Here is a 15,477-nt window from a genome sequence, read left to right on the forward strand (position 1 = left end):
TAAGTAAGATTATTTACAGGCTTCCTCATTGGGAAAACTCTGCATTTCGTGCTAGTATTAAAGGATAATATAAGAGATAGTAGTGATTATAAATGGTATTTTTACTATGCATTTTAATTGGGATTATTACGGCTTTTATCGGTGCGTTAATGGGGTTAGGGGGAGGCGTTGTACTTATCCCAAGCCTTCTATTCCTATCACAGATTTCCGAGACTTTTTCTTGGGTTACCCCTCAGTCAGTTGTCGGTATTTCCTTAATCGCGATGGTCTTTACAGCACTTTCTTCCACAATCGCTTATTTAAAGAGTGGTAGGGTGGATTATCAGACGGGACTATTGTTTTTAGTGGGAAGTGTACCCGGAGGTATGATTGGTTCATGGTTGAATCAGTATATAGAAACAGACAACTTTTTACTTTACTTTGGTTTATTAATAATTGTTGTCTCTATGCTGTTCCTCCTAAAAAGGGATCCAAGTCAGCCGAAGACATTGCAAGGAAAACGTAGCCGACGGATAGAACTTAATGGAGAGGTCTATACCTATCATGTCCCTATATGGACTGCCTTTTTTGTGTCACTAGTAGTTGGTACCTTATCCGGTTTATTCGGAATAGGTGGGGGGTCGATTATGGTCCCTGTAATGATTTTGCTTTTCGGCATGCCAGCACATATTGCAATTGCAACTTCCATGTTTATGATTTTCTTTGTAAGTATTATCGGGGCAGGATCCCATATAACATTGGGCCATATTGTCTGGGAATATGCCTTTTTGTTCATACCAGGAGCCTGGATTGGTGGCAAGCTTGGAGCAAAAGTGAATCAGCTTCTAACAGGGAAGACCTTGGAGGGGATTTTACGTATTGTGCTGATTGTTATTGGTATCCGAATGATTTATCAAGGGCTTATGTGAGGAGAATGAGTAATGCAAGAACGAATTCATTTATTTTATACAAACGATTTACATAGTAATTTTGAACAGTGGCCACGAGTGGTTTCTTATTTAAAAGAAGCGAAAGCGAGTAGTATGACGGAAAAAGACTCCACTTGGGTCGTAGATATTGGAGACCATATGGATCGCGTACATCCCATTTCAGAAGCCTTTATGGGGAAAGCAAATGTTGAGCTTTTAAATGATGCGGGCTATGACATCGTGACAATGGGAAATAATGAAGGGATTACCTTGTCCCATCAAGATTTATTTCATCTTTACGATGAAGCAGAATTTGAAGTTGTTTGTGCTAATTTACACAGTTTGAAAGGTCAAGAGCCAGATTGGCTGAAGCCCACTACTACAATAAAGTCAGTTAACGGAATAAAGGCAGGATTTATTGGACTAACTGCCCCATTTAATGACTTTTATGAGCTATTGGATTGGCATGTATCCCCACATTTTGACATGCTTAAAGCTTGTATTGAGGAGCTAAAAGATTCCGCAGACATCATTATTTTATTATCCCATTTGGGACTTAGTGAGGACCAAGAGATCGCCCGCAGGTTTGAAGATATTGATGTAATCATTGGCGGCCATACCCACCATTTGTTACGAACAGGGGAACATATCAATAATGCCGTCATTACAGCTGCTGGAAAGCATTGCAGTTTTATTGGGGAAGTTATTTTAACGTGGGATCATGACAAAGGAAAAGTAATTTCTAAAGAGGCCTATGCAACAGATATTACAAACCAGCCTAAAGACTTACAAACAGAACAAAAACTGCATTTATTAACAGAAAAGGCTGATGTCATTCTTGGTGAAACGGTTGTCCATTTGGAGAGGTCTATTGATGTCCAGTGGTTTAAACATACCAAGATTATGCAGGAATTAACGGAAACGATAAAAAATTGGACAAGCGCAGATATTGCCATGTTAAATTCAGGTCTACTTTTAGATCAGTTACCTGCAGGGGATATTAGCTACGGTGACATTCATCGGGTCTGTCCTCATCCCATTAATGCATGTGTGGTAGAGATGACTGGAATTGAATTAACAGAAGTTGTTAGAGCATGCTTTAAAAAAGATTTTACTGAACTTAAGCTAAAAGGGTTCGGTTTTAGAGGAGAAGTACTGGGCAGGATGGTATTTGCGGGTTTGCATGTCCAGACCGCATTTCATGATAATGGCGAGGAATTTGTAAAGGAAGTAAGTCTCCCTGATGGAAAAGTCTTGGAATCGGATGTAACGTACAGGATAGCCACTGCGGACACTTTTACATTTGGTCGCCTTCTGCCAGAAGTAGCTAAATCTGAAGTGAAGGACTATTTTCTTCCCGAGTTTCTAAGGGACCATCTTGCCACAACATTAAAAGAGAAGTTCTCGAAAAGTTAAATCGTTAACGAAGCTCTCTACTTGAATTATAGAGTACATTTGACGGAGTGGAGAATATTTGAGTAACAAGTATCCGCTCGTGGATGAGAAAATATCGGCTGTGAGAGTTAGGTTATCGCCCGTGATTGAGAGAACATCGGCTGAGAAGGGAGTTTTATCGCCCGTAAGTGAGAGAACATCGGCTGAGAATGGGGTTTTATCGCCCATGAGTGAGGAGGCATCGGCTGAGAATAGGAGTTTATCGCCTGTGAGCGAGGAGACATCCGCTGAGAGCGGGAGTATATCGCTTGTGAGCGGGAAACCATTGCCTGAGACGATAGAGGAAAGAGTCTATGAACTAGTAAGTATTGTGTCAAAGCTCCTTTGTGTTGCATACAAATGTAAGGACCAGATGAAGGAGGCTTTGCATAAATGATTACAATCAATCCTCTGGAAGTGGAAGGCATGCATTTTACTGCAATTCGTGTTGAACTTCCAAAAACTAACTTGCTGATGATATCCAACGAGGTCGGTTATATTATGTGTGCTGCGCTGGATGTAGACGTATTAAATGAAAAACTCAAAGATCGCAATGTGATCGCTGGAAGAGCAGTTGGTGTGCGTACGATAGACGACTTATTAAATGCACCATTGGAAAAAATAACCGATGCATCAAGAGTTTATGGGTGGGAAGAAGGCATGATTGGTAAAGATGCCTTATTAAAAATATCCTGATAGAATGTCTTCCACTTTGGAAGGCATTTTAAATTTATAAAAAAGCGAAGGTGCTATATGCACATAATTTTCCAAAACTAATAGCATTTTAGTCTTATTTTTGGTACTATTTTAGTGGGACTTATGTCGAATAAGGCCGAATTTTGTTAAAGCTTACATTTTCGTCATTTACTTTGTTGATAGGGGTTAGGAGAAATTATGAGAATTACCAGCACAAAGAAAATACATGCAGGTACGATACTTGCCCAAACCATTTACAATGAAAATGGCGTGGTTTTAATTAAAAAAGGCATGCGTTTAACAGAAAAGCTATTGCGAAGGCTTTTAAACAATGGCATTACATACATATACATTGAAGATGGTACGACGCCAGATATAGAAGTTGACCAGACTATCCCTGATAAGCTACGTCTTGAAGCAACCAATATGATTAAAGATACGTTTATCGAGCTAAAGAATGCTGGTTTGGGGCAACGTTCTTATATACTGGATAGAAGGTCAAAAGAACTTACGAACGTAGTAGAACAGATTTTAAGTAACATACAGGAAAATGAAAATTCCTTGTCGCTATTGGCGGATATTTTTGTCTCTGATAATTATGTTTTTCAACATTCTTTAAATGTGACGATTTATTCACTTGCCATAGGTGTTGAGTTAAATTATTCAACGAAGCAGCTCACAGAAATCGGCGTTGGTGCAATGCTACATGATATTGGAAAAATGTTTATTGATCCAAAAATTCTGCAAAAACCTGATAAGTTATCAGATGAAGAATTCGAAATTATTAAAGGGCATACGCAAGTGGGCTTTGATTTCCTTCGTAAACACCAATACATGCCGGCAGTTATCTCCCACTGTGCTTACCAGCATCATGAAAGACTTGATGGGTCTGGTTATCCGAGAGGCATACAAGGGGAGGAAATCCATACTTATGCAAAAGTAATTGGAATAGCGGACGTCTTTGATGCGGTAACAAGCTCACGAGTATATCGTGAAGCCATGTTGCCACATGAAGGGTTGGAAATTCTTTATGCTGGAGCAGTAAATTTATTTGATAAAGAAATGATTGAAGCGTTTAAGCGGAGTGTTGTTGCCTACCCAAATGGATTAACAATCGAATTAAGTGATGGCCGTATTGGTGTTGTGATAAGGCAAAACACTAATTTATGTGATCGTCCGGTTGTTCGAATTCTAGAAGAAAACGGACAGCCGATCGCTAGTCCATATGAAATTGATTTGGAACGTACTGTGAACGTTACAGTAAAAGATGTATTGGTAGATTAAGATTTAATTCTAGCCCTTTTAATACAAGCATAAGTTTGTATTGAGGGGGTTTTTTTACGTGAAATTCAGAAAACGCTATGGTACAAGTAGAGCAGCACCTCCAGCAAAAACAGTTTTTCTTTTTACAATTGTATTATTTGGCCTAATGGTTTTACTTAGCATTGTAATTGTTGATAAAAAAGTTACGCCAGTGTTGATGGATATTGCAGTTGTCAAAACCGAAGAATTTGCAACAAGAACTATTAATGCGGCTGTAAAATCTACAGAAAATATAAGTTTTGATGACCTCATGGATGTCAGAATGGATAATAACGGAAACGTATCTCTTTTAGGTTGGAATTCTGTCGCTGTAAACAGAGCACTTCGCATTGCAACGAATAAGGCGGAGTACTTTCTTTATGGAATGAATAAAGGAGAAACTTTGGATATAAATGATCCCGATCTGGACCCTATAGAGTATGGAGATACACCAGGAGAATTAGCGAATCAGGACCCAACAGTTGTGGAAATTCCAATTGGCCAGGCAACAGGTAGTACAATTCTCTCTAATCTTGGTCCGAAAATCCCCGTGCACTTTGAAATAGTTGGTAGTATTCAGTCAGACGTTAAATATGAAGAAAGAGAAATTGGACTTAATGGTGCGTTAATCGAAATTTATATCCCTGTTTCTGTTAATGTGCAAATAGTGGTTCCATTCACAACCGAAACAACAACAATAAGCACAAAGGTTTATGTTGATTCAAAAGTTATCATGGGGGACGTTCCAGAATTTTATAACCGTGGTGGTGGGGAAAGTAGTGGGGATGGTCCAAATATTTCCATTCCACGAAATGACTTGAATAACGACTAAGAGACTGGTAATATTAGATAAGGAAAATTTAATAAGTAAATCTTATCAGATCGGTGAGGTAGAGGAGCGGGCAATATTAGTAATCAGCTGGAGAATGACAACGATGAAAGCTGGTGAAAGGGTTGTTTGCCGAAGCATAATAAGGGTCAAACTTATTTATAGCTGGTATATCTTTGAAAAAGGGATATACTGTCATGCATAGGTGTGCATGGAGCACTATTGATCGAAATGGAGGATAACGTATGTTGTAAAGCAATGATAGGTTATTTTCTGTCATTGCTTTTTTGTGCCTTTTTATAAACTGGTAATAAATTCCAGTGGCAGAACTTGGCAATTGCGGTATTCATACATTTCCCTTTACTACCGACCAAAAAAATAACGGAGGTAACAGCATGGAAGGGACGATATTTTCACTCATACCGGCAATACTTATGCTTGTTCTTGTATTGCTAACACGAAATATTTATGTATCACTTGGAGTAGGAATTATAGTAGGAGCATTGTTTATTCATCATTTTTCTATTCTCGATTCCCTAAAAGAGATTGGCACGAGTTTTAGCAACATATTTTTTGCAGATGGTTCGCTAAATACTGGGAATCTTCTATTACTAGGTTTCCTATTGTTACTTGGTATTATGACTGCTTTTCTGCAAGCATCAGGGGGCAGTAGAGCATTTGGACAATGGATGATCCATCGAATTAAAACGCGGACTGGATCACAAGCCATGACAGGTGTACTCGGATTGATTATTTTTATTGATGATTATTTTAACAGTCTTGCAGTGGGACAAATAGCGAGACCATTGACTGATCGACATAAAGTATCTAGGGCGAAGCTTGCATATTTAATCGATTCTACTTCAGCTCCGGTTACCGTAATATCACCAATATCTAGCTGGGGTGCTTATATCATTGGAATAATTGGTGGATTGCTAGCAGCAAATGAGATTACCGATATTCGCCCATTAGAAGCTTTTATACAGATGATCCCATTAAATCTATACGCTTTGGGAGCTGTATTACTCGTATTCATTGTGGCTTATTTCAAGCTTGATATCGGACCAATGCGAACGCATGAAAAGCGTGCGATGGAAACAGGGGAATTAGTTGACCCTGAACAAAAAAATGTACCAGGGGATCTTGGAGACAAAATTTCCGCACATACAAACGGGAGAATTTATCATCTTTTAGTTCCCATCGTGGTATTAATTCTCGCAACCGTCCTTGCAATGATTTATACAGGGGCAGCTGAATCAGGGTCTAATGTGACCATCCTAACCATTTTCTCTAATACTAATGTTAACTTATCGTTATTTGTTGGTGGGGTTGCTGCTGTGCTTACTGCTCTTTTGTTCCATCTTCAGCAAAGTAAACCAAAAGAAAATTTAGTTAGAGTAATCGTGGAAGGCTTGAAAACAATGCTTCCTGCTATCTATATTCTTGTATTAGCTTGGATGATCGGTTCCATAATTGGAACGTTGGAGACAGGTCAGTACTTGGCTCAATTAGTAAATGACGCTTCTATAAGTTCGTCGATGCTGCCGCTATTATTCTTCCTGATCTCCGGGTTTATGGCGCTGGCAACTGGGACTTCATGGGGAACATTTGGCATCATGCTACCAATTGCAGCAGAGGTAGCGGCAGTAACAGATACAACAATGTTGTTACCATCGCTGGCAGCAGTGCTTGCCGGTTCAGTCTTCGGTGATCATTGTACACCAATATCTGATACAACTATTCTTTCGTCTACAGGGGCGGGAAGCAACCATATTGATCATGTGCTAACACAGCTTCCTTATGCTATCATTGTAGCCGTTGCTGCAAGCATTGGATATTTATTAATTGGGTTAATGAATCAAGTATGGCTGCCACTGTTAATCACGCTCTTGATTATAATCTTAATTAGTATCTTCTTGAATTTCCTAACCAAAACAGCTACTCAAAAAGAGTAAAGGGAATTCGAGCATTTTCTTAAAATGAAGAAATTCTTTATAAAAAGGTTTCCTTAATAATATATTGAAGCTATTGAAGCTGAACGACTTTTCGGTTCTATAATGTACCGGAAGGTCGTTCATTTTTATTTTGGGAGAACATAGCAACATTCTTGGGACAAAAAAGGAATAGGATAAGAATTCCTTTGACATAGGTAGTTTGTACCTTTATAATACAAACATAAATATCTGAAAAAAACAAACATTTTAAACATTCCTTTCTTATGCAGGACATACAATTAATCGAAGAAAGGAATAAAAAAGGGGAGGTCTTATTATGGAATCACGTTCTAACTGGGGGACACGGGCTGGCTTTATTCTAGCAGCTGTCGGTTCTGCTATCGGGCTTGGGAACATCTGGCGTTTTCCAACTGTTGCCTATGAAAACGGTGGTGGAGCATTTTTTATCCCATACTTATTTGCACTACTTACAGCAGGGATACCGATTTTGATTATGGAATTTACGATGGGGCACAAGCATCGTGGCTCAGCACCGCTAACATTTAGTCGGACGAGTAAGAAGTCCGAATTCATTGGTTGGTGGGCAGTACTTGTCGCATTTGTTATTTCCACCTACTATTCCGTTATTGTAGCTTGGGCTATGTCGTATTCTGTGTTTGCTTTTAACCAGAATTGGGGGTCAGATACGGAAAGCTTTTTATTCAATGATTATTTAAAGTTAGCTGCCCCTGGTGAAATAGGTGGAATTGTTCCAGGCGTATTGATTCCACTTGTTATCGTATGGGTGTTAGTACTTGGAATCTTATTTAAAGGCGTTAAGAAGGGTATTGAAATTGCGAACAGGATCTTTATTCCTGCATTGGTCATTATTTTCCTTATTATTGTTATCCGTGCAGTAACCCTTCCTGGAGCCATTGACGGGTTACAGGCATTCTTTGCACCAGATTTTAGTACGATCCTATCACCAGACGTTTGGGTTGCGGCATATGGACAGATCTTCTTTAGTCTTTCGATTGCCTTCGCTATCATGATTACGTATGCTAGCTACTTGCCAAAAAAATCCGATTTAACGAATAATGCGTTTATCGTTGGCTTTGGTAATTCAAGCTTTGAGCTGCTTGCAGGGATTGGAGTTTTCTCTGTATTAGGATTTATGGCTGCTCAATCTGGAGTAGGTGTTGATGAGGTTGTAGCTGGCGGAGTAGGGTTAGCGTTCGTTGTATTCCCGGCAATTATTAATGAATTCCCTGGGTTAAACGGACTGTTTGGTTTCCTATTCTTCGCATCACTCGTACTTGCGGGTCTAACATCGTTAATGTCCATAACGGAAACTTATGTTGCCGGTCTTGTGGATAAGTTCAAAATTTCTAGGACAAAAGCTGTATTTTTTGGTGGAGGGTTAGCCGCATTAATTTCAGTTATATTCTCTACACAAGGTGGGCTAAACTTCCTTGACGCAGCAGATTATTTCATTAACCAGTTCGGTGTGGCTCTGCTTGGTCTTGTAGAAGTGATCTTGGTTGCATGGATATTAAGACAAGTAAAAGATTTGAAAGACCATGCTAACGAAATTTCCGATATTCGACTAGGTTCTTGGTGGAGTATTTGCTTAACTGTTATAACGCCAATTGTACTGGGATATCAAATGTACCAACTATTTGCACAAAATCTGCTTAGAAAGTTCGATACGCCAACCGGAAACTATGAAGGGTATTCTGATGCATTTATTATATATGCAGGCTGGTCGGTTGCGGCAGGTGCGTTAGTAATAGGGATTATCCTTTCTCTTACGAAGTGGAAAGGCAATAACCGTGCTGAAGCGGAAGCTAAAGCTAAGGAGGCAAAATAATATGACTGCAGGTGCTATCTTTGTTATGATCCTTGGTATGATTGTCATATGGGGTGGATTGGCGGCAAGTATCACATATGCTGTAAAAAAATCAAAATAAACAACGAAGAGAGCCATTTACACAAATGGCTCTCTTTTTTTTACCCTTATCGTCATTTCTTCGTCTTTCCAGTTACTATTTGGCCATTCTTTCCCATTTCTTCAAGAAAGGGTAGGGATCAAAAGACCATTCGCTGTATCCGTTGTCCTTATACATGCCATAGTGCAAATGTGGAGGAAACTTACCAGAAGTACCCGGGGGGCCATACCCTGTAGAACCTACACTACCTAACACATCTCCAGGCTTTACTACTTGTCCAACTTGAATGTCATCTTGATATCCACTCATATGGCCATAATAATGATATATATTGTAAATGTCTCGTATACCTATACGCCACCCACCGTATAAGTTCCATCCCATTAGCTCAATAACACCATATGTGGTTGATTTGACAGGAGTCCCATATCCGGCAAAAATATCAGTTCCTTCATGGATGCGCAACCCACCAAAACCACGTCTATCTCCCCATGTGCTACGGTAGCTGTAATTGTAATCAGTAGAAACTGGGAAGTCTCTATCTGTCAAATTAATCTCCTGGTAAGTTTTAAAAACCTTGGCCGTGTTCATTATCGTCTGGACTGACAAATCACGCTTATAATAATTCCATAACGCGATTTTAATATCCTCATCTGTTTGACCGTATTCTAACATGTAGTTAGCAATGGTATGGAGAATATCTTCTGGGTTATCAGGATCCGCGAGTTTGTCCCCATCTCCATCCTTACCTTTTCCGTTAAAGAACGTAATTAGGTTTTCATCTTGTATCATAGAACTGTTGCCTAATCCATACCATATTTCAGCTGGTATCTCAATTGATATAACTTTTCCTTCATCTTCTTTTTTAATGTTGCGTTCAAAATTATCCATAGCCGCAAAAAAGTGCCATGGTATTTGTGTGAGTGCTTCAGTTTTTTTAAATAAGGCCATCCGCTCTTTGTATATATCTTTATCTGCTTCGGCATGAACTGTACTGCCAGTAAACAATATAAGGAAGATAAGAAGGAAACCTGGATAGAGGTATCGATAGTACAATGTTGTTCACCCTTTTACTTAGAATAGCGTTATTTTTAGTTAGGAAGAGGAATTCTATTCATATAACAAAAGGATCCTCTTGGTATTTACAGAGGATCCTTCCATATATTGCATTTATTCTTGATTTTTCATTTCTTCTTTTAAATTATCTTCTTTACCCTGTGGTGATTTTTCCATCTCTTTTATAATTTGATCAATGGTATTCTCATAACTACCGTCAGTAGTACGGGAATTATGCAAGCTTTGTATGTCGTTGATTAAGCTTTCATTATCGGAGACATATATTTCATAATATTGTGGTATAACGGATTGCGCTGTTTTTCTTGCAATATTTGCGGCTTCTTTCTCGTCTACATCATCAGACTTTTCATAAGCAATGAGTACTTCTTCATCCGTAACAAGTGTTGCAACTTGCTCTAGTCCTTCCCCGCGTAATGCAATACGAGTAATAACATTTGCAACTTGCGTACGATCGATGGAAACACCATGCTCCATTTCATCATCATTGTTTACCTGATCTTTTGTATAATGAACATAGCCAAGTCTGTCATTTAATTCTTCGTCTTCAGCGGATTGTTGCTCTACCGATGGGTCAAGCTGGTCAACAACATCATCACGCTCATCCATGGCGTTATCATTAGTTCCACATGCACTTAGGCTAAACAAAGTGAGAGCGCCAATTACAAAATGGTTTATTTTCATGTGATTGCTCCTTTTCAATTTTGTTTCTCTTTTAGTTTGCAATTCTCTACGAAATTCATGCATGAAATTATTTCTGGTTTCCATAAGGGTGAATGTGATAAACTTATTACAATATGTGGAGGGAAAGCGATGATTGAAATAAATGGGAAACAGTATGAGTTGATTGAAAATATTAAAGAGGGTTTTGATGAAAAAGCACTAAATGAACGTCATTCTGATATCCTTTCGAAATATGACTACATTGTCGGTGATTGGGGCTATGATCAATTACGGCTAAAAGGATTTTATAGCGATCAGAATCACAAAGCTTCATTGGATGCTAAAATTGGCGCGCTTGACGACTATCTTTACGAGTACTGTAATTTCGGTTGCGCCTATTTTGTGCTTCAAAAGATAAAAGGTGCGAAGTCGAAAAAGACGGAGGAATAACACATTAGAAAAATACATTCGCTCGTATTTCAGCGAATGTACGTTTTTCTAATACTTGTGAATTCAAAATTTTAACTACGGTGATATTTATTCCTAGGTAAAATTTTATACTTTCCTAATGTGTAAAAAAAGAAGTAGCAATTGTGCTACTCCTTTTTTTGTGTAGGATGGGAAGTTGGTGCTTGACGTGGCACGTCCTTATGCATTGACTTATCTGGGTACACAAATGCACTTTCCCTGTACTGACCTTCTTCCCATGGAGTGGATTTACCTGAAACAGGTTCGGATTCATTAATTGGAGATCCAAACGCTCCCTCTGGAAACTCTTCAGGGATAAGCTTTTTTTGTCTATCCCTTGCATTAGTAAAATCACTATATTTACCCTTTGGCTCACGTGACATTTTTCCACTCTCCTCCATCCTACTTTATGAAGGAAAGCGATATTTGAACCGTTCCAAATCTTACCGATATTCAGTTGGCTGTGCGGATACATATCCTCTGAATTTCTTCTCAAGAATTTTGCCTAAACGGAAGATCGCATCCTCGTTTCCATTTGCTGATATGACTTGTATGCTAATTGGCATATCATTCTCATCGTTCCCTATTGGAACGGTTAAGGACGGCAAGCCCCAAACATTTGCATAAGCAACGAACGGCATAAATTTAAGAAATGTTCTGCGCAAAGAGAATATCTCTTTATAAACTTTACCATGCTTTAGCGCACTTGTATGATAGACAGGGAAGAGGAGTAAACGGTTATGCAAGTACTCCGAAAGAAAGACATCACCTTGAGCCAAGGTTTTCTTAATTTCTTTCACTCTGCTCTTTGATGGCCTGAAAAGCTTTGAACCGAGAATTCCCATGGTTAGATAGGGATCAACGGATGCACGGTTGGTTATCTTTTCTCTAAGAAAAGCTTTTACAAGATTGGAGCGATCGTTATGGTATGCTGACTTCTCAATAAGCTCACTGCCTTCACTCGCCAACATTTCTAGCCAAAGCTGGGAGCTTTCTTCAAAATATGGTGGGATAAATCGATTTGTGGAGAAAGACTCCGTAAGAAATTTCTCGATATTGTCCATCATCTCCATTGTTTTTTCGGAAAGCGGGTAATTGACGGTGCCCGGAAGAACTTCAATTTTAAAAAACTGTAAATAACGATTCGCAGTAGAATGTGGTGATAGTACGGAATATAACAACTCCATGTCGCGGACAGATCTACCCATCGGTCCGATTGTCAGCATTCTTTCCTGTAAAGGAGTAGTTGCAGATGGGTAATGGCCTGCAGAGGAGCCTCTTTGCATACCTGGTTTAAAGCCAAGTACGCCATTGAAGTGAGCAGGAAAACGTATGGACCCGCCAATATCAGAACCAATTCCTGCTGGTGATCCCCCTGCAGCAAGAATTGCCCCTTCACCGCCGCTTGATCCTCCTGCTGTTCGTGTAAGGTCCCATGGATTATTCGTCCTGCCATAGAGTCGATTATCGGTTTCCTGGTTAAAGCAAAGTGCCGGTGTATTTGTTTTACCTAAAATAATTGCGCCTGCGTTTTGTAACCTGGTAATTGCAGGTGCGTCTTCTCTGGAAATTAAATCCTGGCGATGTTCCAACCCGCTTGTTGTCTTCATTCCGGCTACGTGAAGTGATTCCTTGACAGTTATCGGCACACCATATAATGGTGGTAGCTGTTTAAGTGTATGCCTTTTTTCATCAAGCGATTTAGCTTCCTTCAAAGCGAGTTCATAGCGATCCTCTACTACTGCGTTAATAGAGGGATTAACTTTTTTTTGCTGTTCTATATAAATAGATACCACTTCACTACTTGTCACTTTTCTACTTTTAATCCATTCTGCCAAGGCTGTGGCGTCCATCTTTAGTAACTTCTCTTTTAAGACAGAATCAATACTCTCCATTTTGTTTTCTCCTTAGGCAACTTCACCTGTTAATTTTTACAGTACTTCTTTTAAAAATGCGCGAACTTCATCAGCTTCCATCGCTGTTTCATGAAGAACATGTTCCACATCGCGATTGTTATCAAGATCTTCTTTTCCAACCACGATAAAACGATTTTTCTGTAAATGTATTACAACCGTTTTATCTGGATCTTCCTCATGATTCATGAGGGCAAAATCATAGCGTTGATAATTGCCCATAAAACTAATATACCTTAATTCTTTTGTTTTCGTCTCATCTTTTAGTATTTCAAATTTAGTTCCCATTTGCGGCCTCTTTTCCATTATTTTGACATTTCCTTAACTATAACACGTTTGTATCTCGATATCATGTGTAATATGCTAAAATATTAGTATACAAATTTAATGTTTAACTATAGACGAATCATATTAAAAGGAGTCAATAGAATGTACTTTGTAGACAGAAGTAAGATAGAGCAGCGTCTGAACTATTTAGATAGTATGCTAACAGAATTGAAGGAAATGAAGTACGAAACAGTACAGCAGAAATTGGCTATAGAAAGAATAGGACATGTTTCGATTGAAGCCATACTGGATGTTGGAAATATGATGATAGATGGGTTTATCATGCGAGACCCAGGAAGTTATGAAGATATTATCGATATATTGCTTGATGAAAACGTGTTACCTAATGAAGATGGTGATCCATACAAGCGAGTTATTGGACTAAGAAAAATGCTTGTTGTTGATTACGTGAACGTTAATCATCAAGAGGTTTATCTAGCCTTTTCCACAAATATGGTGCAATTAAGTCAATTTCATACCCACATACGAAAATACCTTGATAATGAACTTGGGGTAGCTCATGCCTTCTCGAATGAAGAATAACAGACATAAATACAACAGCTAACATGTGAAGAGAGGAAGTCAATGGATGAAAAATTATAAAGGTTATTTAATTGACCTTGATGGAACAATGTATTTAGGTAAGGAGCCAATTGCGGAAGCTGCTGGCTTTATTGACACATTACGAGCAAAAGAGATCCCTTATTTATTCGTAACAAATAATTCTTCGAAAACACAGGCAGAGGTAGCAGAGAAACTAAATTATCTTGGTATTTATGCTACATCTGAGCAGGTTGTAACAACTAGTCTAGCTACTGCTAAATACATAAAAGAATGGAAGGAGAATGCTTCCTGTTATGTGATTGGGGAAGAAGGGGTGAAATCAGCGCTGGAGGCAGAAGGGCTGACAATAACCGATGATGATAAGTGTGATTTTGTTGTAGTAGGGATTGACCGTGAAGTAACTTATGAGAAATTTGCAAAAGCTTGTTTAGCTGTCCGGAATGGCGCAACCTTTATTTCCACAAATGGGGATATAGCAATACCAACTGAACGAGGATTACTTCCAGGGAATGGCTCCCTAACATCAGTTGTGACTGTAAGTACAGGTGTCACACCAACTTTTATAGGGAAACCAGAAAAAATTATAATGGAACAAGCACTAGAAATCCTTGGGACAACCAAAGAAGAAACCATAATGGTTGGGGATAATTATCAAACAGACATTCAAGCAGGCATTCGAGCAGGCCTTGACACGTTAATGGTGTTTACAGGCGTCACTCCATTTGAGGAAATGAACAGCTTTGCAACAAAGCCTACTTATTATGTACACAGCCTAAATGAATGGATCGAAAAGATATAAAAAACAGGAGTGCCCTTTTAAAACGGGCCTCCTGTTTTTCAGTATGGTACGTATATTCTTAATAGAATCTAGTCCACTATATCACTGTCACCTGTTGCATGTGCTAGTCTGCTCGAAGCAGCGGCAGCAATTGCTCCAACAATATCATCAAGGAAAGTGTGGCACTCACCGGTTGATTTATCGTTTAACTTTTTTAGTATTCCTGGTTTCTGTTTATCAATATAACCATAATTCGTAAAACCGATAGAACCGTATACATTTACTATGGAAAGGGCAATAATCTCATCTACTCCATATAAACTTTCATCAACTTCTATCGTCTTTTGCAATGGTTCTTCTAGTTGTTTTTTCTCGGCTAATACGTCTAACTGAATACCAGTAAGGATGGCATTTTGAACTTCTCTTTTCGTCAACACTCTGTCTACGTTATGTCTACAGTCCTCCATGCTTAAATTATCGTGATATTTAGATTGTAAGTAATAGACCAGTTCAGCGATATCATCTAAAGTTACACCACGCTGCGTTAGCCATTGTCTTGCTTTGAGTTCAAGTTCACTTTGATTCGTATTTGCATCCATGTACATCACCTTTTCCTAATAAATTGGTTAATGAATTTG

General features: G+C 38.8%; 18 protein-coding genes and 1 riboswitch. Of the genes, 12 read left to right on the plus strand and 6 right to left on the minus strand.

What is annotated here, in order from left to right:
* Positions 1–92 precede the first annotated feature (92 nt).
* From AC6CHS_RS12045 to AC6CHS_RS12085, 9 genes are all read left to right on the plus strand, one after another.
* Positions 93–908 carry a sulfite exporter TauE/SafE family protein gene (locus AC6CHS_RS12045; protein ID WP_498236358.1) on the plus strand — a complete coding sequence of 272 codons (816 nt, stop codon included), beginning with the start codon at positions 93–95 and terminating at the stop codon, positions 906–908.
* Positions 909–920: 12 nt separating this feature from the next.
* Positions 921–2,324 (plus strand): bifunctional metallophosphatase/5'-nucleotidase, encoded by a 1,404-nt coding sequence (locus AC6CHS_RS12050; protein ID WP_498236360.1) that lies wholly within the window; start codon positions 921–923, stop codon positions 2,322–2,324.
* Between the two features lie 58 nt (positions 2,325–2,382).
* The gene (locus AC6CHS_RS12055) at positions 2,383–2,739 is read left to right on the plus strand and encodes a hypothetical protein (RefSeq protein ID WP_498236362.1); all 357 of its coding nucleotides are present in this window, start codon (positions 2,383–2,385) and stop codon (positions 2,737–2,739) included.
* Positions 2,736–3,038, plus strand: a complete 303-nt coding sequence (locus AC6CHS_RS12060) for a YunC family protein (RefSeq protein ID WP_498236363.1) — start codon at positions 2,736–2,738, stop codon at positions 3,036–3,038. The genes AC6CHS_RS12055 and AC6CHS_RS12060 overlap by 4 nt, the downstream gene beginning before the upstream one ends.
* A 198-nt stretch (positions 3,039–3,236) precedes the next feature.
* Complete coding sequence (locus AC6CHS_RS12065) at positions 3,237–4,322, plus strand: HD-GYP domain-containing protein (RefSeq protein ID WP_498236365.1); 1,086 nt, start codon at positions 3,237–3,239, stop codon at positions 4,320–4,322.
* Positions 4,323–4,380: 58 nt separating this feature from the next.
* On the plus strand, positions 4,381–5,172 hold the full coding sequence (gene yunB / locus AC6CHS_RS12070) for a sporulation protein YunB (protein ID WP_498236367.1): 792 nt from the start codon (positions 4,381–4,383) through the stop codon (positions 5,170–5,172).
* 51 nt (positions 5,173–5,223) lie between these two features.
* A riboswitch (Lysine riboswitch) is annotated at positions 5,224–5,399 on the plus strand.
* Positions 5,400–5,564: 165 nt separating this feature from the next.
* A complete protein-coding gene (locus AC6CHS_RS12075; RefSeq protein ID WP_498236369.1) occupies positions 5,565–7,124 on the plus strand; it encodes a Na+/H+ antiporter NhaC family protein in 1,560 nt (519 codons plus the stop codon).
* A 316-nt stretch (positions 7,125–7,440) separates the two neighbouring features.
* Positions 7,441–8,973, plus strand: coding sequence for a sodium-dependent transporter (locus tag AC6CHS_RS12080; protein WP_498236371.1), 1,533 nt, complete (start codon positions 7,441–7,443; stop codon positions 8,971–8,973).
* Position 8,974: 1 nt separating this feature from the next.
* Entirely contained in the window at positions 8,975–9,073 is a 99-nt protein-coding gene (locus tag AC6CHS_RS12085) for a methionine/alanine import family NSS transporter small subunit (RefSeq protein WP_119575406.1), read from the plus strand.
* 75 nt (positions 9,074–9,148) lie between these two features.
* Here the strand turns inward: AC6CHS_RS12085 and AC6CHS_RS12090 are convergent, their stop codons facing one another.
* Positions 9,149–10,108 carry a M23 family metallopeptidase gene (locus AC6CHS_RS12090; RefSeq protein WP_498236373.1) on the minus strand — a complete coding sequence of 320 codons (960 nt, stop codon included), beginning with the start codon at positions 10,106–10,108 and terminating at the stop codon, positions 9,149–9,151.
* Positions 10,109–10,222: 114 nt separating this feature from the next.
* The gene (locus tag AC6CHS_RS12095; protein ID WP_498236375.1) at positions 10,223–10,810 is read right to left on the minus strand and encodes a YhcN/YlaJ family sporulation lipoprotein; all 588 of its coding nucleotides are present in this window, start codon (positions 10,808–10,810) and stop codon (positions 10,223–10,225) included.
* A gap of 129 nt (positions 10,811–10,939) precedes the next feature.
* Between AC6CHS_RS12095 and AC6CHS_RS12100 the strand changes: the two genes are divergently transcribed.
* A complete protein-coding gene (locus AC6CHS_RS12100) occupies positions 10,940–11,239 on the plus strand; it encodes a YutD family protein (RefSeq protein ID WP_498236377.1) in 300 nt (99 codons plus the stop codon).
* A gap of 146 nt (positions 11,240–11,385) precedes the next feature.
* Here AC6CHS_RS12100 and AC6CHS_RS12105 read toward each other — a convergent pair whose 3' ends face one another.
* Genes AC6CHS_RS12105 through AC6CHS_RS12115 form a run of 3 tightly spaced genes read right to left on the minus strand, consistent with a single transcriptional unit; the run spans position 11,386 to position 13,458 of the window.
* Positions 11,386–11,640, minus strand: coding sequence for a hypothetical protein (locus AC6CHS_RS12105; RefSeq protein WP_443148868.1), 255 nt, complete (start codon positions 11,638–11,640; stop codon positions 11,386–11,388).
* A 60-nt stretch (positions 11,641–11,700) separates the two neighbouring features.
* Positions 11,701–13,152, minus strand: a complete 1,452-nt coding sequence (locus AC6CHS_RS12110; RefSeq protein ID WP_498236379.1) for an amidase — start codon at positions 13,150–13,152, stop codon at positions 11,701–11,703.
* Positions 13,153–13,188: 36 nt separating this feature from the next.
* Positions 13,189–13,458 (minus strand): SAV0927 family protein, encoded by a 270-nt coding sequence (locus tag AC6CHS_RS12115; RefSeq protein ID WP_498236381.1) that lies wholly within the window; start codon positions 13,456–13,458, stop codon positions 13,189–13,191.
* A gap of 141 nt (positions 13,459–13,599) precedes the next feature.
* Between AC6CHS_RS12115 and AC6CHS_RS12120 the strand changes: the two genes are divergently transcribed.
* Positions 13,600–14,040 (plus strand): DUF86 domain-containing protein, encoded by a 441-nt coding sequence (locus AC6CHS_RS12120; RefSeq protein ID WP_498236383.1) that lies wholly within the window; start codon positions 13,600–13,602, stop codon positions 14,038–14,040.
* A gap of 46 nt (positions 14,041–14,086) precedes the next feature.
* A complete protein-coding gene (gene nucF / locus AC6CHS_RS12125; RefSeq protein ID WP_498236385.1) occupies positions 14,087–14,860 on the plus strand; it encodes a 5' nucleotidase NucF in 774 nt (257 codons plus the stop codon).
* Positions 14,861–14,928: 68 nt separating this feature from the next.
* On the opposite strand, the gene AC6CHS_RS12130 is transcribed toward nucF, so the two are convergent.
* Complete coding sequence (locus tag AC6CHS_RS12130) at positions 14,929–15,438, minus strand: phosphatidylglycerophosphatase A family protein (RefSeq protein ID WP_498236387.1); 510 nt, start codon at positions 15,436–15,438, stop codon at positions 14,929–14,931.
* Positions 15,439–15,477 lie beyond the last annotated feature (39 nt).

The organism is Oceanobacillus sp. GQ8 (assembly GCF_059758495.1).

Bases quoted from the DNA above. Each gene is read 5' to 3' on its own strand.
- AC6CHS_RS12045 (WP_498236358.1), top strand. From the start codon at position 93: ATGGTATTTTTACTATGCATTTTAATTGGGATTATTACGGCTTTTATC.
- AC6CHS_RS12050 (WP_498236360.1), top strand. From the start codon at position 921: ATGCAAGAACGAATTCATTTATTTTATACAAACGATTTACATAGTAAT.
- AC6CHS_RS12060 (WP_498236363.1), top strand. From the start codon at position 2,736: ATGATTACAATCAATCCTCTGGAAGTGGAAGGCATGCATTTTACTGCA.
- AC6CHS_RS12065 (WP_498236365.1), top strand. From the start codon at position 3,237: ATGAGAATTACCAGCACAAAGAAAATACATGCAGGTACGATACTTGCC.
- AC6CHS_RS12075 (WP_498236369.1), top strand. From the start codon at position 5,565: ATGGAAGGGACGATATTTTCACTCATACCGGCAATACTTATGCTTGTT.
- AC6CHS_RS12080 (WP_498236371.1), top strand. From the start codon at position 7,441: ATGGAATCACGTTCTAACTGGGGGACACGGGCTGGCTTTATTCTAGCA.
- AC6CHS_RS12085 (WP_119575406.1), top strand. From the start codon at position 8,975: ATGACTGCAGGTGCTATCTTTGTTATGATCCTTGGTATGATTGTCATA.
- AC6CHS_RS12095 (WP_498236375.1), bottom strand. From the start codon at position 10,810: ATGAAAATAAACCATTTTGTAATTGGCGCTCTCACTTTGTTTAGCCTA.
- AC6CHS_RS12100 (WP_498236377.1), top strand. From the start codon at position 10,940: ATGATTGAAATAAATGGGAAACAGTATGAGTTGATTGAAAATATTAAA.
- AC6CHS_RS12105 (WP_443148868.1), bottom strand. From the start codon at position 11,640: ATGTCACGTGAGCCAAAGGGTAAATATAGTGATTTTACTAATGCAAGG.
- AC6CHS_RS12110 (WP_498236379.1), bottom strand. From the start codon at position 13,152: ATGGAGAGTATTGATTCTGTCTTAAAAGAGAAGTTACTAAAGATGGAC.
- AC6CHS_RS12115 (WP_498236381.1), bottom strand. From the start codon at position 13,458: ATGGGAACTAAATTTGAAATACTAAAAGATGAGACGAAAACAAAAGAA.
- AC6CHS_RS12120 (WP_498236383.1), top strand. From the start codon at position 13,600: ATGTACTTTGTAGACAGAAGTAAGATAGAGCAGCGTCTGAACTATTTA.
- nucF (WP_498236385.1), top strand. From the start codon at position 14,087: ATGAAAAATTATAAAGGTTATTTAATTGACCTTGATGGAACAATGTAT.
- AC6CHS_RS12130 (WP_498236387.1), bottom strand. From the start codon at position 15,438: ATGGATGCAAATACGAATCAAAGTGAACTTGAACTCAAAGCAAGACAA.